Consider the following 21,239-nt stretch of genomic DNA (forward strand, 5'->3'; position numbering starts at 1 on the left):
AGTTTCCGACCGGAAGGACGCCGATGTCGATCGGGATCTCCGACGAGCACGTCGAGCTGGCCGACAGCCTGCGCAAGTGGGCGGCGACGCTCGACGGTCCCGCGGTGGTCCGCGCGGTCGACACCGAGCCGGCCGCGACCTTCGCCGAGCCGTGGGCCGCTGTCGGCGAGATGGGCGTCGCCACCATCGGGCTGCCGGAGGCCGCCGGGGGTGGGGGCGGGTCGGTGCTCGACGTCGCGGTCGCCCTCGAGGCGTGCGCCCACGAGCTGGCGCCCGGTCCGCTGCTCGGCCCGGCGGTCGCTGCGGCGCTGCTGGGGGAGTCACCGGTGGCGTCCGTAATCGGCGACGGAGCCGTGGTGGCGCTCGGGCTCTCCGACGTCGTGTGGGACGTGCCGTCGGCGACGCACGTGCTGCTGGAGCTCGACGGGACGTGGACGGTGCTGCCGCGCTCGGCGGTCACGCTCACGCCGGTCCTCGGGCTGGACCTGAGCCGCCGGTTCGGGTCGGTGCGGGTCGACGACCCGACCGCGGGCGTCGGCGTACCCGGGCTGGACGCGGAGCTGGTGCGTCGTACCGCGGTGACGTTGGGAGCCGCCGAGGCCGCGGGCGTCGCGCGCTGGTGCCTGGAGACGGCGGTCGACTACGCGAAGGTGCGCGAGCAGTTCGGCCAGAAGATCGGCAGCTTCCAGGCGATCAAGCACTTGTGCGCCGAGATGCTGGAGACCGCCGAATCGGTGACCGCCGCCGCCTGGGACGTCGCGTCGGTCGCGTTCGGTCCCGACGACGAGCAGTGGGCGTTCGCGGGCGACGTGGCCGCCGCGACCTGCTTCGAGGGCGCCCTCTCGGTGGCCAAGAACTGCATCCAGGTGCTCGGCGGCATCGGCTTCACCTACGAGCACGACGCCCACCTCTACTACCGTCGCGCGGCTGGGCTGCGGGCTCTGCTCGGGGACGCCGACGCCGCGGCCGCCCGGCTCACCGACCGGGCGGTCGACGGCGTACGGCGGCGCCTCGAGGTCGACCTCGACGGCCGCGACGACGGCCTGCGCGAGGAGGTGCGGGCGGCCGTCGAGGCGATCGCGGCCCGACCGGCGGACGAGCAGCGCGCGGGCCTGGTCGAGGCCGGCTTCCTCACCCCGCACTGGCCCGCGCCGTACGGCCTGAGCGCCGATGCGGTCGCCCAGATCGTCATCGACCAGGAGCTCGCCCGGGCCGCCGTGACCCGTCCCGACATCGTGATCGCGGGCTGGGCCCTGCCGACGATCCTCGAGCACGGCACCGACGAGCAGCGCGAGCGGTTCGTGCGGCCCTCGCTGCTCGGCGAGCTGATCTGGTGCCAGCTGTTCTCCGAGCCCGGCTCCGGCTCCGACCTCGCCTCGCTGCGCACGCGAGCCGTGAAGGTCGACGGAGGGTGGAGTCTGACCGGTCAGAAGGTGTGGACCTCGGTCGCGCAGAAGGCCGACTGGGGCATCTGCCTGGCCCGCACGGACCCGGACGTGCCGCAGCACCGCGGCATCACCTACTTCCTGGTCGACATGAAGAACTCCTCCGGCCTCGACGTCCGGCCGCTGCGGGAGATCACGGGCGAGGCGCTGTTCAACGAGGTGTTCCTCGACGAGGTCTTCGTGCCGGACTCGATGGTGGTCGCGCAGCCCGGCGACGGCTGGAAGCTGGCCCGGACGACTCTCGCGAACGAGCGGGTCGCGATGGCCACCAGTCGGCTGTCGAAGTCGACGGAGCGGGCGGTCGCGCTGGCGACCTCGGCGTCGCCCGCGCAGCGGGTGGCCGTCGGTCACTCCGTCGCGCTGTCGACCGTGTGCTCGCTGCTCGGTGTCCGCACCGTGCTGCGGTCGCTGGCCGGGCAGGGTCCCGGCCCGGAGTCCTCGGTGGCCAAGCTGCTCGGCGTCCGCAACCGCCAGGAGGGCTCGGAGCTCGTGGTCGCGCTGCACGGCGACCGGGCGGTCGTCGCCACGGCCGACGACGACGTGCGGGCCGACGTCTGGGAGATGCTCAACACCCGCTGCCTGTCCATCGCCGGCGGCACCACCCAGATCCTCCGCAACGTCGCCGGCGAGCGGATCCTGGGACTGCCGCGCTAGCGGGAGGAAGCGGCGGCCAGGATCCGGGGGGATTGGCCCAGGATCCGCTGGTTGAGGTGTGAGGGCCGCCAGGCCCGAGCCTCGAAACCCGGTAGGACGAGCTAGGGCGTCAGCTCCTCCCACCCTCGCGGACCGGCCTTTCGGGTCCGCTTGGCTCCTCGCCCTGGCTGGCTGCGGGGCGAGGTCAGCGCGGGTCGGGGTGGGCTGCGGGCCGGGTCCCTGCGTCATCTTGGAGTCCTGCACGCACCTGGCGTGTGCGGCACTCCACGATCGTGCAGTCGCCCGGACCACCCTGTGCCCCCGAGCCCAGGCGCCCCGGAGTCGGTCCCGGTGGGACCGCGGACGCCCGTCGGTTGGCTACCGTCGGCTCTCGTGGACACCACGAACGGGGTGACCGTCGCGGAGGACGGTGCCGACCACTGGCAGTGGCGGCCCGACTGGGCGGACGAGCGGACGTGCGCGTTCTGGTACGTCACGGTCCCCGACGGCGCCGTGCGGCTGCCCGCCCTCGACGCGTACGTCGACGCCCTCGGCCGGTCCCCGTGGCTCGACCCCGTGCCGCCGCGGTGGTGGCACCTCACGCTGACCGAGATCGGGTACGACGACGAGCTCGGTGCGGACCTGCTCGCCGAGGTGGCGGCCACCGTCCGGAGCCGGCTGGCCGGTCGGGGGCCGCTGGAGCTCGAGCTCGGCCCGGTGGTGCGGTTCCGGACCGCCATCGCCCTGACGGCCGGTCCCGACGAGACGCTCCGCGAGCTGCAGGCGCTGGTGCGGCGCCGGACCCAGGAGGTGCTCGGGGAGGAGCGACCGGTGGTGCACCCCACCCGGTTCCGGCCGCACGTCAGCCTGGCCTACCTCAACCGGGCGGTCCCGGCGGCCGATCTGGACCGAGCGGTCGCCGACGCGTCCGTCGTACGCGCGACGGTGCCGGTCGACCGGCTGACCCTGGCCGTGGTGACCCGCCGGGACCGGCACTACCAGTGGCACGTGCTGGACGAGCTCAAGCTGGGTCGGTGAGCCGTTCGCGGCGGTATCCGTTCCAGTGCCAGTGCAGGTAGCGGTCGATCGCGCGCACGACGTGGGAGCTGCGGATCGACGGGAACACGTCGAACGCGTGCTGGGCGCCCGGCAGCTCGGCGTACACGACCGTGCGCTTCGAGACCTGGCGCAGCCGCTCGACGAAGAGCCGCGCCTGGTCGACCCCGACGAGGGTGTCGAGCGAGCCGTGCAGGACGAAGAAGTCGGGGGCGTCGGCGCTGACCCGCAGGATCGGCGAGGCGTCCTCGAACGCCTCGGGCGACTCGCGCCAGCGGCGCTTGAACACCCGCGGGCCGAGGAACCGGTCGCGCATCAGCTCGGCGCTGCGCAGCCCGGTCGAGCCGGCGAGGTCGTAGACGCCGTAGTGGGGGACCGCGACCTGGATCGTGGTGTCGGCGTCCTCGAAGCCGGGCTGGTACGCCGGGTCGTTGGGGGTCAGCGCGGCCAGCGACACCAGGTGACCCCCGGCCGAGCCACCGGTGATGGCCAGGTAGTCGGGGTCGCCGCCGTGGTCGGCGATGTGCTCGCGGATCCACGCGATGGCCCTCTTGACGTCGACGATCTGGGCCGGGAACGGGTCGCGCGGCGCCAGTCGGTAGTTGATCGACACGCACACCCAGCCCTTCGCCGCGAGGTGCTGCATGAGCGGGATGCCCTGCTGCTCCTTCGCCCCGACCGTCCAGGCACCGCCGTGCACGTGCAGCAGCACGGGCGCACCGCCCTCGGGTACGCCGGCCGCGGGGGTGTAGACGTCGAGCAGGCCCCGTCGGCCGTGGCGGTCGTCGTAGACGATGTCGCGCTGGCGGTGCACGTCGGGACTGCTCATCCGGAACGGGTTGACCAGCCGCCGCCACGGGACGGCGAGGTCGGCCGGGGTCGGCTTGGCGTCGAGCTGTTCGACGTAGTCGAGACCGAGGCCCTCGGTCAGCGACTCCTCGGCCCGGGTCCCGACCCGGCGGGCCTGGTCGACGAGGAAGGCCAGGCCGGCGGCGTTCGCGGCGGCCAGGGCCAGGCCGCGGACGCTGCGTCTGCGACCGCGGGCGTGCGTGGCCGCGTCGGCCGCGGTCACCGCCAGCAGGTGCGGCGCGAGCTCGCCGGTCAGCCAGCCGGCGAAGAAGGCGGGGATGCCGACCCGGAAGCCCGGCAGCGGTCGGATCGCGTTGGCGGTGAGGGCGGCGGTGACGACCTGACGGCGCAGGAAGGACATGCGTCACACCCTAGACACGGGACCTGACCGATCTCCCGTCGTTGAGGGGTAGAACACGTTCCAGAACGACGACCGAGGGAAACGTACGGTGATGGACCGCCTGTCAGGACTCGACGCGAGCTTCCTCTACCTGGAGACGCCCGCCCAGCTGATGCACGTCTGCGGGGTGATCGTCCTCGACCCGAGCACGATCCCTGACGGCTACTCGTTCGCGACGATGCAGGCCGAGATCGACCGGCGGGTGCGTGACGTCCCCGAGTTCACCCGCAAGCTGCGCCGGGTCCCGATGGGCCTCGACCACCCGGTCTGGGTCCGCGACAAGCAGTTCGACATCGAGCGGCACGTGCACCGCCTCGCCCTGCCCACGCCCGGCGGCTACCGCGAGCTGATGGACCTGGTCGGGCACCTGGCCGGTCTGCCGCTCGACCGCTCCCGCCCGCTGTGGGAGATGTGGATCATCGAGGGGTACGACGGGGGCAGCGGGTCCGACCGCATCGTGGTGTTCACCAAGATGCACCACGCGACCGTGGACGGCGTCTCCGGCGCCAACCTGGTCTCGCACCTGTGCAGCCTCGAGCCGGCCGCCGACCCGCTCGCCTCGGCCGAGCCGCCGGCCCCCGCTCACGACCCGGGCCAGCTGGAGCTGCTCGGCCGCGCCGTGGTCAGCAACGTCACCAAGCCGCTGAGCGCCGTACGGCTGCTCGCGCCGTCGGCGGCGCTCGTCACCAAGACCGTCGGACGCGCCCGCGCCGGCACCGCGATGGCCGCGCCGCTGCGCGCGCCGCGCACGTCGTTCAACGGCACCATCACCGGCCACCGGGCGATCGCGCTCGCCGACCTGGACCTCGAGGACGTCCGCGCGATCAAGCGGGAGACGGGGACGACCGTCAACGACGTGGTGCTGGCCGTCGCGGGCGGTGCGCTGCGCTCCTACCTCGACGACCGGGGCGAGCTGCCCGACGACTCGCTGCTGGCGACCGTCCCGGTCTCGGTGCGTGAGTCGACCCGTCGCTCCAGCGGCGCCAACAAGGTCTCCGCGCTGTTCACCAAGCTCGGCACCGACGAGGAGGACCCCCTGGAGCGGCTCTCGGAGATGGCCCTGCGGAACAAGAACGCCAAGGACCACCACCACGCGATCAGTGCCGACGCCCTGCAGGACTGGGCCGAGTTCGCCGCGCCGCGGACCTTCGGCCTCGCCGTGCGGGCCTACGCCAACCTGCGACTCGCCGAGAAGCACCCGGTCGTGCACAACCTGGTCATCTCCAACGTGCCGGGCCCGCCGGTGCCGCTCTACTTCACCGGCGCGCGCGTGGACGTGCTCAGCCCGCTCGGCCCGGTCTTCCACGGTGCCGGCCTGAACATCACGGTGATGTCCAACAACGGGAAGGTCCACGTCGGCGTGATCGCCTGCCGCGAGTCGATGCCGGACGTCGACGACCTGGTCCAGCGGTTCCCGGCCGAGCTGGCCGCCCTGAAGGCCGCCGTCGCGGCCAGGAACACCGCGACGCCGCTCAGGAGGCGCCGCGCGCGAAGTCGCGCCGCCGAGCCCACACCGTGATCGCCGCCTCCACGACCACGGGCACGAACCGCTCGGCCTCGAGCACACACGCCGCGTGCCCGCCCTCGAGGTCGGGGACGGTCGCGCCGGGGATCGCCCGGGCCAGGGCGACCTGACGGGCCGGCGGGATGATGTGGTCGCGTCCGGTCACCACGACGGCCGTCGGGACGTCGATCCGGCCCAGCCAGGGGCGCGAGTGGTGGCGGCCGAGCGCGGCGAGGGCCTGGCCGACGGCCCAGGGGCTGGTGCTGCGGAACTCGTGCATCGCCCAGTCGTGGATGTCGCTCGGCTCCAGCGACAGCGCGCGTACGGCGGTGCGCGCCGCGCGGACCGCCGTACGGGACCGGGACAGGCTGCGGGTGCCGAGCATCGCCGTGCCCATGCCGGTGAAGAACGCCCGCTCGGCGAGGTTGAGCTGGAAGCGGTCGCTGGTGGCGGCCAGGACCAGCCCCTGCACGCGGTCGGGGTGCTGTCGCCACATCCGCTGGGCGACCACGCCGCCCATGGAGTAGCCGGCCACCACGACGCTCTCCAGCTCCAGGACGTCGAGGAGCGCGGCCACGTCGTCCGCGCAGTCGTAGAGCGAGAACTCGTCGCTGCGGATGCCCTGCCCGTGCCAGCGCTGGTCGAGCGTGACCACCCGAAAGCGCCGCGACAGCGGCTCGATCGCCGGGTACCAGGTCAGCAGCCCGGTGCAGCCCAGCGCGTGCAGCAGCACGATGGTCGGGGCATCGGGCGTGGGACCTGGCGTGTCGGTCACGTACGTCGTGCCCCGCCCGTCCAGCTCGAGGGGCCGACCGAGCGGGATCCGGGCCCAGGGCATGTAGACGCTGCGACGCAGCAGGTCGCGCGGTGACAGCAGGCCCATCGTCGTCCTCCCACTCGACGGCTCGTGTCGTTTCAGGGTAGAACACGTTACAGTTTCGTCGAGAAGCGACCCCGTGGGCTGGTGAGGAGAAGGCGTGAGCTCGGACGGATTCATCCAGGCGGATGCGGACCAGGCGGAGGCCCTCGGGGCCGTCCGATCGGTGATCCGCGAGGCCCTCGACCGCTCGGCCGACTGGCCGGCGCTCGCTGCGGCCGGGATGCTCGCCCTGCCCGTCCCGGAGGCGTACGGCGGGGAGGGGCTCGGTCTGCCCGAGGTCGGCGTCCTGCTCCGCGAGACGGCGGCGCGTGCGGTCCACCTCCCGGTCTGGGAGACGCTCTGCTGCGGCGCGCTGACCCTGGCCGCGTACGGGACCGACGAGCAGCAGCAGGCGTTGCTGCCCGGGGTGGTGAGCGGCGAGACCGTGCTCACTCCGGCCTTGCGCGAGGTCGGCTCCGGCATCACCGCGACGCCCGCGACGACGTACGCCGACGGCGTGGTGAGCGGTCGCAAGGTCGGCGTCTCGTACGCCGAGGACGCGGCCCGCCTGCTCGTCACCGTGACGCACGACGGCGCGCCGGCCGTGGCCCTGGTCGACCCGAGCGGTCCCGGCGTCCAGCTGCTGGCGTCGACCTCGTCCAGCAAGGAGCCGCAGCACACGGTCGCGCTCGACGGCGCCCCGGCCGAGCTGCTCGGGGGCGGTGCCGACGCCGCCCGGCTGCTGCGCGAGCTCGCGATCGCCGGCCTGGCCCTGACCGCCGCCGGCGTGGTGACCGGCGCCCGAGACCTGACCGCGACGTACATCAAGGGCCGCGAGCAGTTCGGCCGCTCGCTGGCGCAGTTCCAGGCCGTCGCGATGCAGATCGCCGACGTCTACATCGCCTCGCGCACGCTCGACCTGGCCGCCGAGAACGCGGTCTGGCGGGTCGCCCAGGGGATCGAGGCGGCCGACGACCTCGCGGTGGCGTCGTACTGGGTGACGACGGAGGCGCCGCAGGCGCTGCGCACCTGCCACCACCTGCACGGCGGGATGGGCGTCGACGAGACCTACCCGCTGCACCACTACTTCTCCTGGGCCACCGACCTCGCGCACGCCCTGGGCGCCCGCGCCGAGGACGTCCCGGTCGAGGACCCGGCCGGCAAGAACCTGGAGCTCAGCCAGTCCCAGCGCGCGCTGAAGGCCGAGCTGCGCGCCTACTTCGGCGGCCTCGCCGACGAGAACGAGCACCGCGACATGGGCGTCGACCGGCACGGCCCGACGTACCAGAAGGTGGTGCGCCAGATGGGCGCAGACGGCTGGATGGGCGTCGGCTGGCCGCAGGAGTACGGCGGGCACGGGCTCGGCGAGGTCGAGCAGACGATCTTCGCCAACGAGGCGCAGTACTCCGACGTGCACCTGCCGGCGGTCACCCTGCAGACGGTCGGGCCGACGCTGATCCGCTACGGCACGGACAAGCAGAAGGACCTGTTCCTGAAGCGGATCCTCGAGGGCGACGTGCACTTCGCGATCGGCTACAGCGAGCCGGACGCCGGCACCGACCTCGCCTCGCTGCGCACCAGCGCCCGCCGCGATGGCGACCACTACATCGTGAACGGCCAGAAGATGTGGACCACCGGCGGTCACCAGGCCGACTACGTGTGGCTCGCCGTCCGCACCGACCCCGACGCGCCCAAGCACCGGGGCATCTCGATCCTGATCGTGGACACGAAGGACCCCGGCTACTCGTTCACCCCGATCATCACCGCCGACGGCTCGCACCACGTGAACGCGACGTACTACCACGACGTGCGGGTGCCGGTCGACATGCTGGTCGGCCAGGAGAACGAGGGCTGGAAGCTGATCACCACCCAGCTCAACCACGAGCGGGTGATGCTCGGGCCGGCCGGCCGGATCGAGGGGCTGCGCGACCGCGTCGCGGAGTGGTGCGCCAAGGCGGGGGTGCTCGACCGGCCCGACGTCCAGGAGGTGCTCGGCCGGACGACCGCGGTCTTCCGGGTCAACGAGCTGCTCAACTGGGAGGTCGCCCGCGCCGGCGCCTCCGGCGAGGTCTCCGTCGGCGACGCGTCGTCGTCCAAGGTCTTCGCCGCCGACCAGGTCCAGCACCTCTCGGCCGCCCTGGTCGGGCTCGTGCAGAAGTACGGCGACCCCTCCGACACCGAGACCGACGACCTGCTGACCTACCTCGACGGGCAGGCCAAGCGGAACCTGGTGCTCACCTTCGGCGGCGGCGTCCAGGAGGTGCAGCGCGAGCTGATCGCGATGTTCGGCCTCGGTCTGCCGCGGGTGCCGCGATGAATGGGGCGTCCGGTGGTCGAGTAGCGCCTGCGAGGGACGAGCAGGCGCGTCTCGAGACCCACGAGCGGATCGTCGCCGAGGCGGAGCGGATCAAGGCCCTCGGCGAGGCGAGCGAGTCGCAGGCGCCGTACCCGGTCAACGAGGCGACGATCGGCACCTGGCTGGACGCGATGGGCTACGACAACCCGCGCTTCCGCGACGGCGACGAGGCGCCCCCGTCGATGGCCCAGGTCTGGACGATGCCCGGGCTGGGCCGCAAGCGGCCACCCGAGGAGCCGCTCAGCCGGATGACCGACTTCCTCACCGCGGAGGGCTACACCGCGGTGCTCGGCACCAACTGCGAGCAGACCTACGAGCGCTACCTGCGGGTGGGCGAGCAGGTGCGGGTGACCAGTGCTCTCGACTCCGTCGTCGGGCCGAAGAGCACGGCGATGGGCGAGGGCTACTTCGTGACGTCGCGCAACACCTGGTACGTCGGGGACGAGGCGGTCGCCACGATGCTCTTCCGCGTCCTGAAGTTCATTCCCCGGGAGCGCTCATGACCGTGCGTCCCATGATCAACCGGGACTCGCAGTTCTTCTGGGACGGCACTGCCGCCGGGGAGCTGCGCATCCAGACGTGCAACGCCTGCGGGGCGAAGCGGTTCCCGCCCGGTCCGGCCTGCCAGGAGTGCGAGGCGTACGACCGCGGGTTCGAGGTGGCCGCCGGCACCGGCACCGTCTTCTCGTACGTCGTGCACCGCCACCCGCCCGTCCCGGGCAAGGAGCTGCCGATCGTGATCGCGCTGGTCGACCTCGACGAGGGCGTGCGGATGGTGGCCGAGGTGGTCGACGTACCGCCCGAGGAGATCGCGATCGGCCAGCGGCTGCGGGTGGACTTCAAGCGGGTCGACGACGAGCTGACGCTGCCCGTGTGGCGTCTCGATACGCCTCGTTCCTCGGCTGCTCGACGACCGGAGGCAGAGTGATGAACGTCGGAGACCAGCTCCCCGAGTGGAGCCTGCCGCTCACCCCGACCACGATCGTGAGCACCGCGATCGCCACCCGCGACTGGCAGGACGTCCACCACGACCGCGACGTCGCCCAGGCGGCCGGGTCGAAGGACATCTTCATGAACATCCTGACCAGCAACGGCCTGGTCGAGCGGTACGTCGTCGACGCGCTCGGTCACGACACCACGCTGCGGGGCATCGCGATCCGGCTCGGCGCGCCGGCGTACCCCTACGACACGCTGACCTTCCGCGGCACCGTGTCGTCGGTCGAGGACGGCGTGGCGACCATCGCGGTCGTGGGATCGGTGTCGCTCGGCGACCACGTCACCGGGACGGTCCGGGTGACGGTGTGAGCACGCTGTCGCGCCAGGCCGCGATCGTCGGGATCGGGGCGACCGAGTTCTCCAAGGCCTCCGGCCGCTCCGAGCTGCAGCTGTCGGTCGAGGCGGTCCGACACGCCCTCGCCGACTGCGGGCTGACGGTCGCCGACGTCGACGGGCTGACGACGTTCACCATGGACACCTCCTCCGAGATCGCGGTGGCCCGCGAGCTCGGGATGCAGGAGATGCGGTTCTTCAGCCGGATCAACTACGGCGGCGGCGCGGCCTGCGCCACCGTCCAGCAGGCGGCGATGGCCGTCGCGACCGGCGTCGCCGACGTGGTGGTCTGCTACCGCGGCTTCAACGAGCGCTCCGAGTCCCGCTTCGGGCAGTTCTCGCTCGCGGCCGCGACCCAGGTGAACACCAACGGCCTCGACAACGCCTGGTCCTACCCGATGGGCCTCGGCACGCCCGCGGCCACGGTGGCCATGCAGGCGACCCGCTACCTGCACGAGTACGGCGCCACGTCCCGCGACTTCGGTGCCGTCGCGGTGGCCGACCGGCGGCACGCCGCGAAAAACCCCCGCGCGTTCTTCTACGGCAAGCCGATCACGATCGAGGACCACCAGGCCTCGCGGATGATCGTCGACCCGCTGCACCTGCTCGACTGCTGCCAGGAGTCCGACGGCGCGGTGGCGCTGGTCGTGACCTCGCCCGAGCGCGCCGCGGATCTTCGCCAGCAGCCCGCCTTCATCGCGGCCGCGGCCCAGGGGAGCGGTGCGGACCAGTTCGTCATGACGTCGTACTACCGCGACGACATCGGCATCCCCGAGATGGGCGTGGTCGGCCGCGAGCTGTGGCGGCAGTCCGGCCTCGGCCCGGCCGACATGCGGATGGGGATCCTCTACGACCACTTCACGCCGTACGTCCTCATGCAGCTGGAGGAGCTCGGCTTCTGCGGTCGCGGCGAGGCGCCCGGCTTCGTGGCCGACGGGCGGATCGAGGTCGACGGTGCGTTCCCGCTGAACACGCACGGCGGCCAGCTGGGCGAGGCCTACATCCACGGGATGAACGGCATCGCCGAGGGGGTGCGCCAGATCCGCGGCAGCTCGGTCAACCCGGTCGACGCGGTCGAGCACCTGGTCGTCACCGCTGGCACGGGCGTGCCGACGAGCGGGTTGGTCCTCAGCCGCTAGCCGCCGAGTCAGCAGCAATCGCGGGCCGAGTCAGCACCAGTAGTGCTGACTCGGCCTCAGTCGCTGACCGGGGACCATCCCAGCGCCGGTCCGAGCCGGGTCGCGAGGTCGGCGAGGATCTGCTCGTAGTCGGCCGGCGCGAAGGTGAACGGCAGCGCGAAGGCCACCTCGTCGACCCGCTGGAAGCCGGCGTGGGCGCGCAGCCGCTCGGCGAGCTCGTCGGACGGACCGACCAGGTCGGGCGCGAACATCAGCCGGGCCGGGCCCTGCGGCTCGCGGGTCCGGGCCAGGCGGGACTCGGCGTACGCCTCGTAGCGCCGGCGCTGGTCGTCGCTCGCGCTGTCGGTCGGGATGACGACGAGGCCTTGCGAGACCCGGGCGGCCTCGCCGAGCGGGTGAGCGGCGCGGAAGGCGTCGATCTGGGCCGCCTGGACCGTGGCGAAGTCGGCCCCGCTGTCGTCCTCGGCCTTCATCACGCTGCTGGTGAGCAGGTTCAGGCGCTGCTCGCCCGCCCACTGCGCGGAACGCAGGCTGGCGGCGCCGTACCAGACGCGCTCGGCGAGACCGGCCGCCTGCGGCTGCACCTGGCGGGAGAAGGTCTCGATGCCCTGGGTGCCCTCGAACGGGCTGGCCGGCTCGCCGCGCAGGAACCCGAGCAGGCGCTCGACCCGGCCGTAGGTGAAGTCCTCGACGTCGCCGGTGTCGGGGTAGAGCGCCTCGCGGACGTCGTCGTAGCGCATCGGCGGACCGACGCTCAGGCCCGGGTTGAGCCGGCCCCCGGACAGGACGTCGACGGTCGCGAGGTCCTCGGCGAGACGGAGCGGGTTCTCCCAGCCCAGCGGCGTGACGGCGGTGCCGAGCTCGATCCGGGAGGTGCGCTGGGAGGCGGCGGCGAGCACCGCGACCGGGGACGAGATGCCGTGCTGGAGGTGGCGGTGGCGCAGCCAGGCGCTGTCGAGGCCGAGCTGCTCGCCACGTTCGATCAGCCGCAGCGTGGCCTCGTGGCCGGGACGCGGGTCGGCCGGGTCGAACAGGCCGATGGTCAGGAAGCCGAGCCGCTTCAGGGGCCGACCGGGCGTCGGGTGCTCAGCCACGGAGCTTCTCCTCGAAGAAGCCGAGCACCCGCGCGACGGCGACGTCGCTGCGGTCCTCGGTCACCGTCGAGTGGCCCTTGCCGGGCAGGTCGACGCGGAGGAAGGCCTCACCCAGCTCCCGCTCGAGCGTGCGGAACCGGGTCCCGGTGAGCGGGTCCTCGTCGTACTGCACGCCGAGGACCTGGCAGCCGCCCGCCGCGCGGCGTCGTACCGTCTCGAGGTCGGCGGGGGAGAGGTTGAGGTCCGCGGCCCGCCGGCGCCCCACCGGGAACGGCGCGGACGGCTGGCACAGCACCGGCGCGACCACGGAGTCGTCGACCATCATGGCCAGCGCGAACCCGCCGGTGAAGCACATGCCGAGCGCGCCGACGCCGGGGCCGCCGAGCTCCTCGTGCAGGGAGCGGGCCAGGCTGCGCAGCCAGCCCGCGACCGGGGTGGTCTCGCCGGTGGCCAGCTTGGTGAACTCGCGGCTCACGCAGACCTTCGCGAACGACCGCGCCACCTCGACCCCACCCATCGCGGCGCCGTCGCGGCCGAAGAGGCTCGGCAGTACCACCGTGTGACCCGCGTCGACCAGCTCCTCGGCGAAGGCCACCACCGCCGGCGTGAGGCCGGGAAGCTCGTGGATCACGACGATCCCCGGCCCGGTGCCGCGGCGGTACGTCGGGTGCGTCGTCGCATCGGCGTCGGTGTGGCTGCCGCGCGTCCAGTCGTCGAGGGACATGGGCCGAGTATGACGGGCGGGCCTCGTACACCGACGGACACAAGTCGCCCCGAGCGCCCTCGTCCAGGCGTACGGCGGACCCGCGGTGCGGACTTGTGTCCGTCCGGGTACGACGCGTCCGCTGCCCGCGGGTACCAGGAGTACCATGGGGGATCGACTCGTCCGGCTCGTGATGCCGCATCAACTGTTCGAGCAGCACCTGCGCGCGGCCGCCGGGACGGTGTTCGTGCTGGTCGAGCACGACCTGCTGTTCCGGCAGTACGCGTTCCACCGCCACAAGCTGATCCTGCACCGGGCGTCGATGCGCCGCTTCGCCGACCGCCTCCGCGACGCGGGGTACGACGTCGAGCAAGTCGACTCCGACGGCCGGACGACCAGCCGCGCGGCGACGGCGAAGGTGCTGGCGCGGCTGAGGCCCACCCGGCTCGCGGCGTACGACGTCGTCGACGACTGGCTCGCGCAGGACCTGGAGGCCACCGCGGAGGACGTGGGGCTGCAGGTCGAGTGGCGCGACACCCCCAACTTCCTCACCACCCGGGCGCAGGTCCGCGAGCAGGTGGGCGACGGCGGGGCGCGGATGCAGCACTTCTACTCCTGGCAGCGCCGGCGGCTGGACGTCCTGGTCGAGGGCGACGGCGCGCCGGTGGGCGGGCGGTGGTCCTTCGACGAGGAGAACCGCAAGAAGCTGCCGAAGGACCATCCGGTGCCGGAGGTGCCCTGGCCCGAGCGGCACCCGGCGGTCGAGGAGGCCGCGACCTGGGTGGACGAGCACTTCCCCGGTGCACCGGGGAGGTCGGCCACCTTCGCCTGGCCGACCGACCACGCCGAGGCACGGGCGTCGTACCGCGCGTTCCTGCGCGACCGGCTCGCCACCTTCGGTCCCTACGAGGACGCGATCTCCGCGCAGCACCCGTTCGTCTTCCACTCCGTGATGACCCCGGCGCTCAACATCGGGCTGCTCGACCCGCGCGACGTGCTGGCGCAGGCGCTGGCGGTCGACGACGTACCGCTGGCCTCGCTGGAGGGCTTCGTGCGGCAGCTGATCGGGTGGCGCGAGTACATGCGGGCGACGTACGTCGTCCACGGCCGCCGGATGCGCACCCGCAACCACCTGCGGCACACCCGTCCGCTCGCCCCGGGCTGGTGGACCGGCGAGACCGGCCTCGACCCGGTCGACCTGGTGATCGGCCGGGTGCTGGAGCGGGGCTGGGCGCACCACATCGAGCGGCTGATGGTGCTCGGCAACGCCATGTGCCTGCTGCGCACGGACCCCGAGGCGGTGTACGAGTGGTTCATGGAGATGTTCGTCGACGCCTACGACTGGGTGATGGTCCCCAACGTGCACGCCATGAGCCAGTTCGCCGCGGGCGGGCTGGTGACCACGAAGCCCTACGTCTCCGGCTCGAACTACCTGCGCAAGATGTCCGACCTGCCCGCCGGCGACTGGACGGCCGACTGGGACGCGCTCTACTGGACCTTCGTGCGCGACCACCACGACGTGTTCGCCCGCAATCCGCGCGCCTCCGTCATCGCGCGGGGGTACGACGGTCTCGCGCCCGCCACCAAGGCGGCCCACACCAAGCGGGCGACCCGCTGGCTGGAGGACTGAGTGCCCCGGCTGCACGCGTTCGAGCTGGTGCCCGACGAGGCCGGCCGCGCAGCGGTGCTGCGCGACTGGCAGGCGCTGCGCGACGCCGGGCTCCCGTCGCAGCTGGACCACAAGGGCATGACCAACACCCCGCACGTGACCCTGCTCGCCGGGGAGCGGCTGCCGCCCGACCAGGAGGCGGTCGACCTGGTCGGCCCGCTGCTCCCGGTCCGGGTCCGGGTCGCCGGGGTGCTGCTCCTGGGCGGGTCCCGGGTCACGGTCGCCCGGGCCCTCGACGTCGACGACGCCCTGCTGTCCGCGGTGCTGGGGCTGCGGGCGGGCGCCGGGGACCTCCAGCACCGCGGATGGCTCCCGCACCTCACCCTCGGGCGCCGGATCCGGCGCGTCGACGTCCCCGCCGCGCTGGAGGCGGTCGGGACCGCGGACGTCGAGCTGGTGCTCACCGCGCTGCGCCGCTGGGACCCGGACGAGGGCACCGTGACCAGCCTGATCTGAGTACGAGGGCGGATCCGGCCGGGCCCGACCCGGACCAGGGTGGACGCCATGACCCGTCGTACCTGGATCCCGCTGTCCGTCACCCTCGGCCTCGTGCTGGTGGCCCTGCTCTCCTGGGGCGCGCACGCCGTCTACGTGCGCGAGATCCGCGGGGTGCCGCTGATCGACGAGTGGCAGTGCTCGGACGGCGAAGTGCCGGTGACCTATCCCGAGGGCGGGGCCGACTGCCTCCGCGAGGGCGCCGAGCTGCCGGCCGGCGCCACGCTCGACCCGCTCGGCAACCGGCCGTTCTCGTGCGACCAGCGGTGGGGCTGGACGGTCGTCGTGAAGGGCGAGGACGAGGACTGCCTGCGCGACGGCCGGCCGCTGCCCGAGGGGTGGCGGGTGCGATAGGGTCGGCGCGATCGACATCCTTTAACGAGCCGTCCCGTGAGGCGGAGAAGGAGTCCGACACCTCGTGTCTGCACCCCCTGAACCCAGCACCGGCCGCGTGGTCCTCGACGCTCGTGACATCACCCGAGCACTGACCCGCATCTCCCACGAGATCCTCGAGCGCAACAAGGGCGCCGACGACCTCGTCCTGCTCGGCATCCCCAGCCGCGGGGTCCCGCTGGCCGAGCGGATCGCCGAGCGCATCGCCTCCGTCGAGGGGTACGACGTCCCCGTCGGCTCGCTCGACGTGACGATGTACCGCGACGACCTGCGCATGAAGCCGGCCCGCGCGCTGCTGCCGACCAAGCTGCCGCCCGGCGGCATCGACGGCCGGACCGTCGTCCTGGTCGACGACGTGCTGTTCTCCGGGCGGACCATCCGGGCGGCCCTGGACGCGCTCAACGACATCGGCCGGCCCCGGGCCGTGCGGCTGGCCGTGCTGGTCGACCGCGGCCACCGCGAGCTGCCGATCCGCGCCGACTTCGTCGGCAAGAACCTGCCCACCAGCCTGGTCGAGCGGGTGAAGGTGACGCTCGCGGGCGTCGACGACACCGACGCGGTCACGATCTTCGGGGAGGTGGCCTCGTGAAGCGGCACCTGCTGAGCGCGGGCGACCTGACCCGCGACGACGCCGAGCTGATCCTGAGCACGGCGGCCGAGCTGCGCGAGCTGGCCGACCGGCCGATCAAGAAACTGCCCGCGCTGCGCGGCCGCACGGTGGTCAACCTGTTCTTCGAGGACTCCACCCGCACCCGCATCTCCTTCGAGGCGGCCGCCAAGCGGCTGAGCGCCGACGTCATCAACTTCGCCGCGAAGGGCTCGTCGCTGTCGAAGGGCGAGTCGCTCAAGGACACCGCGCTGACGCTCGAGGCGATGGGTGCCGACGCGGTCGTCGTACGCCACGGCGCCAGCGGGGCCCCGCACCTGCTCGCGAACTCCGGCTGGGTCCGCTCCAGCGTGGTCAACGCCGGCGACGGCACCCACGAGCACCCCACCCAGGCGCTGCTCGACGCGTTCACCATGTGGCGGCACCTGGGCGAGTCGAAGCCGGGCGGGCTGGAGGGCCGCAGGATCGCGATCGTCGGCGACGTGCTGCACAGCCGGGTCGCCCGCTCGAACGCGCTGCTGCTGAACACGCTCGGCGCCGAGGTCACCCTGGTCGCGCCGCCGACCCTGATGCCGGTCGGCATCGAGAGCTGGCCGGTGCAGACGTCGTACGACCTCGACACGGTGATCCCGAAGGCCGACGCGGTGATGATGCTGCGGGTCCAGCGGGAGCGGATGCAGGGCGGGTTCTTCCCGACCGCGCGCGAGTACTCCCGCCGCTACGGCCTCGACGGGCGCCGGATGGCGACCCTGCAGGACCACACGATCGTGATGCACCCCGGCCCGATGGTCCGCGGCATGGAGATCACGGCCGACGTGGCCGACTCCAGCCGCTCGGTGATCGTCGAGCAGGTCACCAACGGCGTCGCCGTGCGGATGGCCGTCCTGTACCTGCTGCTGGGCGGCAGCGAGCCCGCCGTCGGAGGAGAAGAGTGAGCACCACCTACCTGATCAAGAACGTCCGCATCCTCGGCGGGGAGCCGACCGACCTGCTGCTGCGGGACGGGGTGATCGCCGACCTCGGTGGTCGAGTAGCGAGCGCCAGCGAGCGCATCGAGACCATCGACGCCACCGGCCTCGTCGCCCTCCCGGGCCTGGTCGACCTGCACACCCACCTGCGCGAGCCGGGCCGCGAGGACGCCGAGACCGTCGAGACCGGCACCCGGGCCGCGGCGATGGGCGGCTTCACCGCCGTGCACGCGATGGCCAACACCGAGCCGGTCGCCGACACCGCGGGCGTCGTCGAGCAGGTCTGGCGGCTGGGCCGCGAGGCCGGCCACTGCGACGTCTACCCGGTCGGCGCGGTCACCGTCGGGCTGGAGGGCGAGAGGCTCGCCGAGCTCGGCGCGATGGCCGACTCGGCCGCCCGGGTCCGGGTCTTCTCCGACGACGGCAGGTGCGTCAGCGACGCGGTGCTGATGCGCCGGGCCCTGGAGTACGTCAAGGCCTTCGACGGCGTGATCGCCCAGCACGCCCAGGAGCCGCGGCTCACCGAGGGCGCCCAGATGAACGAGGGCGAGCTGTCCGGCAAGCTCGGGCTCACCGGCTGGCCGGCGGTCGCCGAGGAGGCGATCATCGCCCGCGACTGTCTGCTCGCCGCCCACGTCGGCTCCCGCCTGCACGTCTGCCACGTGAGTACGGCGGGCTCGGTGGAGATCGTCCGCGACGCCAAGCGCAAGGGCTGGGACGTCACCGCCGAGGCCTGCCCGCACCACCTGATCCTCACCGACGAGCTGGCCGCGACCTACGACCCGATCTACAAGGTCAACCCGCCGCTGCGCACCGCCGCCGACGTGGAGGCGCTGCGCGCCGGGCTGGCCGACGGCACGATCGACATCGTCGCCACCGACCACGCCCCGCACCCCCACGAGGACAAGGACTGCGAGTGGGCGGCCGCGGCGTTCGGCATGCTCGGCCTCGAGACCGCGCTCTCGATCGTCCAGGCCACCATGGTCGACCCCGGCCTGCTCGACTGGGCCGGCGTCGCCGAGCGGATGTCCTACGCCCCGGCCCGGATCGGCCGGGTCGCCGACCACGGGCGGCCGATCGAGGTCGGCGAGCCGGCCAACGTCGTGCTCTACGACCCCGCGGCCCGTCGTACCGTCGACCCGACGGAGTCGGCCAGCCTGAGCCGCAACACGCCGTACCGCGGCATGGAGCTGCCGGGCCGGGTCGTCGCGACGTTCCTCCGGGGGAGGCCGACGGTCCTCGACGGTGCCCTGGTCTGAGCGACTCGGGGAGGTCGACCTCCCCGTCCGCGCCGGTCTCCCGGCCCTGACCGTCGCGCTGCGCGACCGCGGCGCGGCGGTGCTCTGGGCGCCGCCGGGCAGCGGCAAGACCACGCTGGTCCCACCCGCGGTGGCCGACCTTGGACCGGGCCGGGTGGTCGTCACCCAGCCCCGCCGGATCGCCGCGCGGGCCGCGGCCCGGCGGCTCGCGTCGCTGGTCGGCGAGTCGCGCGGTGAGTCGGTCGGGTACGCCGTCCGCGGCGACCGCCGCTCGTCCGCGGCGACGCGGGTCGAGTTCGTGACCACCGGGGTGCTGCTCCGCCGGCTGCAGCGCGACCCCGACCTGCCGGGCGTCGCGGCGGTGGTGCTCGACGAGGTGCACGAGCGCGCGCTCGACGCCGACCTCCTGCTCGCCCTGCTGGTCGACGTGCGCGAGAACCTGCGCGACGACCTGCGGCTGGTCGCCATGTCGGCGACCCTCGAGGCGCAGCGGTTCGCGGACCTGCTCACGGCCGACGTGGTCGAGGTCCCGGGCGCGCTCCACCCCGTCGAGACGGTGTACGCCGCCCCGCCGCCCGGCGTGCTCCCGCACGACGAGCGCGGCCCGACGCCGGCGTTCCTCGACCACGTCGCCGCGACCGTCCGCCGTGCGCTGGCGGAGCGGGACGGCGACGTGCTCGCCTTCCTGCCCGGCGTCGCGGAGGTCGACGGGGTGGCCCGCCGCCTCGGCGGGAGCGACGCCGAGGTGCACCGGCTGCACGGCCGGCTGCCCGCCGCCGACCAGGACCGGGCGCTGACCGCGGGGGACCGGCGCCGGGTGGTCGTCTCGACCGCGGTCGCCGAGTCCTCGCTCACCGTCCCCGGGGTCCGGGTGGTCGTCGACGCCGGGCTGTCCCGCGAGCCGCGGACCGACCACCGGCGCGGTCTGGCCGGCCTGGTGACCGTCCGGGTCAGCCGCGCGGGCGCCGAGCAGCGGGCCGGTCGCGCGGGCCGGGAGGCGTCCGGGACGGCGTACCGCTGCTGGGGCGAGGCCGAGCACGCCCACCTGGCCGCCCACCCGGAGCCGGAGATCGCGGTCGCCGACCTGACCGGGTTCGCGCTGGAGCTCGCCGCCTGGGGAAGCCCCGACGGCCGGGGACTGGCGCTGCCCGATCCACCGCCGACGCCCGCTCTCGCCGCGGCGCGCTCCACGCTCGCCGACCTCGGCGCCGTCGACGACGCGGGCGCGATCACCGACCGTGGCCGCGCCATCGCCCGGGTGCCCACCGACCCCCGACTGGCCCGCGCGCTGCTCGACGGCGCGCCCGTGGTCGGCTCCCGCCGGGCCGCGGAGGTGGTGGCCCTGCTCGCCGAGGACGTCCGGGCGCCCGGGGGAGACCTGGTCGCCGCCCTCCGGCAGGTACGGCGGGGCGGGTCCGGCTCGCCCGCCTGGAAGGGGGCCGTCGACCAGCTGGTCCGGTCCGCCCCGGCCGGCGAGCCCGGCGAGCGGCTCACCGACGACCTCGCGGTGGGCGCGGTCGTGGCCCTGGCCCATCCCGACCGGGTCGCACGTCGGCGGCCCGGCGGCTCGTCGTACCTGATGGTGGGCGGGACGGGCGCGGTGCTGCCCCGTGGCGAGGCCGCGCTCGCCGGGGCGGAGTGGCTGGCCGTCGCCGACGTGGACCGCCGGCCGGGGCAGCGCGACGCGACGATCCGCTCGGCCGCGCCGATCGACGAGGGGTTCGCGCTCGAGGCGGCCGCGGCCCGCTGGACCGAGGACGACGAGGTGACCTGGTCGTCCGGCCGGGTGGTCGCGCGCAGGGTCACCCGGCTCGGCGCGATCGAGCTGGCCGCGGCCACGCTCGCCGAGCCGCCGGCCGAGCGGGTCGGCGCCGCGGTGCGCGAGGGGCTCCGCCAGGAGGGACTGGCGGTGCTCCCGTGGACCGACGCGGCCCGGGCCCTGCGGGCGCGGATGGACTTCCTGCACCGCACCCTCGGCGCGCCCTGGCCCGACGTCGCCGACGACGCCCTGGCCGCGAGCGTCGAGACCTGGCTCGGACCCGAGCTGGCCCGGGTCCGCGGCACCCGCGACCTGCGCCGCATCGACGTGCTGGCCGCGCTGCGCCGGCTGCTGCCGTGGCCCGAGGCGGGCCGGCTCGACGAGCTCGCGCCCGAGCGGCTGGCAGTCCCGAGCGGGTCGGCGGTCCGGGTCGACTACGACGCCGAGCAGCCGGTGCTCGCCGTACGCCTGCAGGAGACGTTCGGCTGGGCGGAGACTCCTCGGCTCGCCGACGGCCGGGTGCCGGTGCTGCTGCACCTGCTCTCGCCGGCGCGGCGACCGGTGGCGGTGACCGCCGACCTGGCGTCGTTCTGGGCCCAGGGCTACCCGCAGGTGCGAGCCGAGCTGCGCGGGCGCTACCCGAAGCACGCCTGGCCGGAGGACCCGTGGACCGCCCCGCCTACCCGAGGTGTGCGCCGGGTATAGGAGAGTGATCGCGCTCA

General features: G+C 73.7%; 19 protein-coding genes. 15 read left to right on the plus strand and 4 right to left on the minus strand.

From position 1 onward, the window contains the following. The first annotated feature begins 23 nt into the window (after positions 1-23). Together V7S47_RS12205 and V7S47_RS12210 are read left to right on the plus strand one after the other, a co-directional pair. Positions 24-2,099 (plus strand): acyl-CoA dehydrogenase, encoded by a 2,076-nt coding sequence (locus tag V7S47_RS12205; protein ID WP_336561800.1) that lies wholly within the window; start codon positions 24-26, stop codon positions 2,097-2,099. Between the two features lie 372 nt (positions 2,100-2,471). Further along, complete coding sequence (locus V7S47_RS12210; protein WP_336561801.1) at positions 2,472-3,116, plus strand: 2'-5' RNA ligase family protein; 645 nt, start codon at positions 2,472-2,474, stop codon at positions 3,114-3,116. Here the strand turns inward: V7S47_RS12210 and V7S47_RS12215 are convergent. After that, the gene (locus V7S47_RS12215) at positions 3,100-4,344 is read right to left on the minus strand and encodes an alpha/beta hydrolase (RefSeq protein WP_336561802.1); all 1,245 of its coding nucleotides are present in this window, start codon (positions 4,342-4,344) and stop codon (positions 3,100-3,102) included. The genes V7S47_RS12210 and V7S47_RS12215 overlap by 17 nt on opposite strands. Positions 4,345-4,435: 91 nt before the next feature. Here V7S47_RS12215 and V7S47_RS12220 point away from each other — a divergent pair, with 91 nt between their 5' ends. After that, the gene (locus tag V7S47_RS12220) at positions 4,436-5,902 is read left to right on the plus strand and encodes a WS/DGAT/MGAT family O-acyltransferase (RefSeq protein ID WP_336561803.1); all 1,467 of its coding nucleotides are present in this window, start codon (positions 4,436-4,438) and stop codon (positions 5,900-5,902) included. Here V7S47_RS12220 and V7S47_RS12225 read toward each other — a convergent pair. Further along, the gene (locus V7S47_RS12225) at positions 5,856-6,770 is read right to left on the minus strand and encodes an alpha/beta fold hydrolase (RefSeq protein ID WP_336561804.1); all 915 of its coding nucleotides are present in this window, start codon (positions 6,768-6,770) and stop codon (positions 5,856-5,858) included. The genes V7S47_RS12220 and V7S47_RS12225 overlap by 47 nt on opposite strands. Positions 6,771-6,864: 94 nt before the next feature. Here V7S47_RS12225 and V7S47_RS12230 point away from each other — a divergent pair, with 94 nt between their 5' ends. The 5 genes from V7S47_RS12230 to V7S47_RS12250 are packed head-to-tail and all read left to right on the plus strand — an operon-like array spanning position 6,865 to position 11,570. After that, complete coding sequence (locus V7S47_RS12230) at positions 6,865-9,063, plus strand: acyl-CoA dehydrogenase (protein ID WP_336561805.1); 2,199 nt, start codon at positions 6,865-6,867, stop codon at positions 9,061-9,063. Continuing rightward, a complete protein-coding gene (locus tag V7S47_RS12235; RefSeq protein ID WP_336561806.1) occupies positions 9,060-9,605 on the plus strand; it encodes an FAS1-like dehydratase domain-containing protein in 546 nt (181 codons plus the stop codon). Before V7S47_RS12230 ends, V7S47_RS12235 begins: the two co-directional genes overlap by 4 nt. Beyond that, positions 9,602-10,030 (plus strand): Zn-ribbon domain-containing OB-fold protein, encoded by a 429-nt coding sequence (locus V7S47_RS12240; protein ID WP_336561807.1) that lies wholly within the window; start codon positions 9,602-9,604, stop codon positions 10,028-10,030. Before V7S47_RS12235 ends, V7S47_RS12240 begins: the two co-directional genes overlap by 4 nt. Beyond that, the gene (locus tag V7S47_RS12245) at positions 10,030-10,407 is read left to right on the plus strand and encodes a MaoC family dehydratase (RefSeq protein ID WP_090855339.1); all 378 of its coding nucleotides are present in this window, start codon (positions 10,030-10,032) and stop codon (positions 10,405-10,407) included. Before V7S47_RS12240 ends, V7S47_RS12245 begins: the two co-directional genes overlap by 1 nt. Next, positions 10,404-11,570: a lipid-transfer protein gene (locus V7S47_RS12250; protein ID WP_336561808.1), complete on the plus strand. Its 1,167-nt coding sequence runs from the start codon at positions 10,404-10,406 to the stop codon at positions 11,568-11,570. Before V7S47_RS12245 ends, V7S47_RS12250 begins: the two co-directional genes overlap by 4 nt. 56 nt (positions 11,571-11,626) lie before the next feature. On the opposite strand, the gene V7S47_RS12255 is transcribed toward V7S47_RS12250, so the two are convergent. Next, entirely contained in the window at positions 11,627-12,664 is a 1,038-nt protein-coding gene (locus tag V7S47_RS12255) for an LLM class flavin-dependent oxidoreductase (protein ID WP_336561809.1), read from the minus strand. Next, entirely contained in the window at positions 12,657-13,388 is a 732-nt protein-coding gene (locus tag V7S47_RS12260) for a dienelactone hydrolase family protein (RefSeq protein ID WP_336561810.1), read from the minus strand. The genes V7S47_RS12255 and V7S47_RS12260 overlap by 8 nt, the downstream gene beginning before the upstream one ends. A gap of 145 nt (positions 13,389-13,533) precedes the next feature. Here V7S47_RS12260 and V7S47_RS12265 point away from each other — a divergent pair, with 145 nt between their 5' ends. The 7 genes from V7S47_RS12265 to hrpB all read left to right on the plus strand — a co-directional run bounded on the left by V7S47_RS12265 (position 13,534) and on the right by hrpB (position 21,222). Further along, positions 13,534-14,997: a cryptochrome/photolyase family protein gene (locus V7S47_RS12265; protein WP_336561811.1), complete on the plus strand. Its 1,464-nt coding sequence runs from the start codon at positions 13,534-13,536 to the stop codon at positions 14,995-14,997. Further along, positions 14,998-15,492, plus strand: a complete 495-nt coding sequence (locus tag V7S47_RS12270; RefSeq protein ID WP_336561812.1) for a 2'-5' RNA ligase family protein — start codon at positions 14,998-15,000, stop codon at positions 15,490-15,492. Positions 15,493-15,540: 48 nt separating this feature from the next. Beyond that, positions 15,541-15,885, plus strand: a complete 345-nt coding sequence (locus V7S47_RS12275) for a hypothetical protein (RefSeq protein ID WP_336561813.1) — start codon at positions 15,541-15,543, stop codon at positions 15,883-15,885. A 64-nt stretch (positions 15,886-15,949) separates the two neighbouring features. Beyond that, a complete protein-coding gene (gene pyrR / locus V7S47_RS12280; RefSeq protein ID WP_337681423.1) occupies positions 15,950-16,513 on the plus strand; it encodes a bifunctional pyr operon transcriptional regulator/uracil phosphoribosyltransferase PyrR in 564 nt (187 codons plus the stop codon). Then, the gene (locus V7S47_RS12285; RefSeq protein ID WP_090855362.1) at positions 16,510-17,466 is read left to right on the plus strand and encodes an aspartate carbamoyltransferase catalytic subunit; all 957 of its coding nucleotides are present in this window, start codon (positions 16,510-16,512) and stop codon (positions 17,464-17,466) included. The genes pyrR and V7S47_RS12285 overlap by 4 nt, the downstream gene beginning before the upstream one ends. Then, entirely contained in the window at positions 17,463-18,758 is a 1,296-nt protein-coding gene (locus V7S47_RS12290; protein ID WP_336561815.1) for a dihydroorotase, read from the plus strand. Before V7S47_RS12285 ends, V7S47_RS12290 begins: the two co-directional genes overlap by 4 nt. Further along, positions 18,745-21,222, plus strand: coding sequence for an ATP-dependent helicase HrpB (gene hrpB / locus V7S47_RS12295; RefSeq protein ID WP_336561816.1), 2,478 nt, complete (start codon positions 18,745-18,747; stop codon positions 21,220-21,222). The genes V7S47_RS12290 and hrpB overlap by 14 nt, the downstream gene beginning before the upstream one ends. Positions 21,223-21,239 lie beyond the last annotated feature (17 nt).

It is taken from the genome of Nocardioides sp. CCNWLW216 (assembly GCF_037120545.1).
GTDB lineage: Bacteria > Actinomycetota > Actinomycetes > Propionibacteriales > Nocardioidaceae > Nocardioides > Nocardioides lianchengensis.

Excerpts from the sequence above, each read along its gene's own strand:
- V7S47_RS12235 (WP_336561806.1), top strand. The coding sequence starts at position 9,060 with ATGAATGGGGCGTCCGGTGGTCGAGTAGCGCCTGCGAGGGACGAGCAG.
- V7S47_RS12225 (WP_336561804.1), bottom strand. The coding sequence starts at position 6,770 with ATGGGCCTGCTGTCACCGCGCGACCTGCTGCGTCGCAGCGTCTACATG.
- V7S47_RS12220 (WP_336561803.1), top strand. The coding sequence starts at position 4,436 with ATGGACCGCCTGTCAGGACTCGACGCGAGCTTCCTCTACCTGGAGACG.
- V7S47_RS12245 (WP_090855339.1), top strand. The coding sequence starts at position 10,030 with ATGAACGTCGGAGACCAGCTCCCCGAGTGGAGCCTGCCGCTCACCCCG.
- V7S47_RS12265 (WP_336561811.1), top strand. The coding sequence starts at position 13,534 with ATGGGGGATCGACTCGTCCGGCTCGTGATGCCGCATCAACTGTTCGAG.
- V7S47_RS12275 (WP_336561813.1), top strand. The coding sequence starts at position 15,541 with ATGACCCGTCGTACCTGGATCCCGCTGTCCGTCACCCTCGGCCTCGTG.
- V7S47_RS12215 (WP_336561802.1), bottom strand. The coding sequence starts at position 4,344 with ATGTCCTTCCTGCGCCGTCAGGTCGTCACCGCCGCCCTCACCGCCAAC.
- V7S47_RS12260 (WP_336561810.1), bottom strand. The coding sequence starts at position 13,388 with ATGTCCCTCGACGACTGGACGCGCGGCAGCCACACCGACGCCGATGCG.
- V7S47_RS12205 (WP_336561800.1), top strand. The coding sequence starts at position 24 with ATGTCGATCGGGATCTCCGACGAGCACGTCGAGCTGGCCGACAGCCTG.
- V7S47_RS12240 (WP_336561807.1), top strand. The coding sequence starts at position 9,602 with ATGACCGTGCGTCCCATGATCAACCGGGACTCGCAGTTCTTCTGGGAC.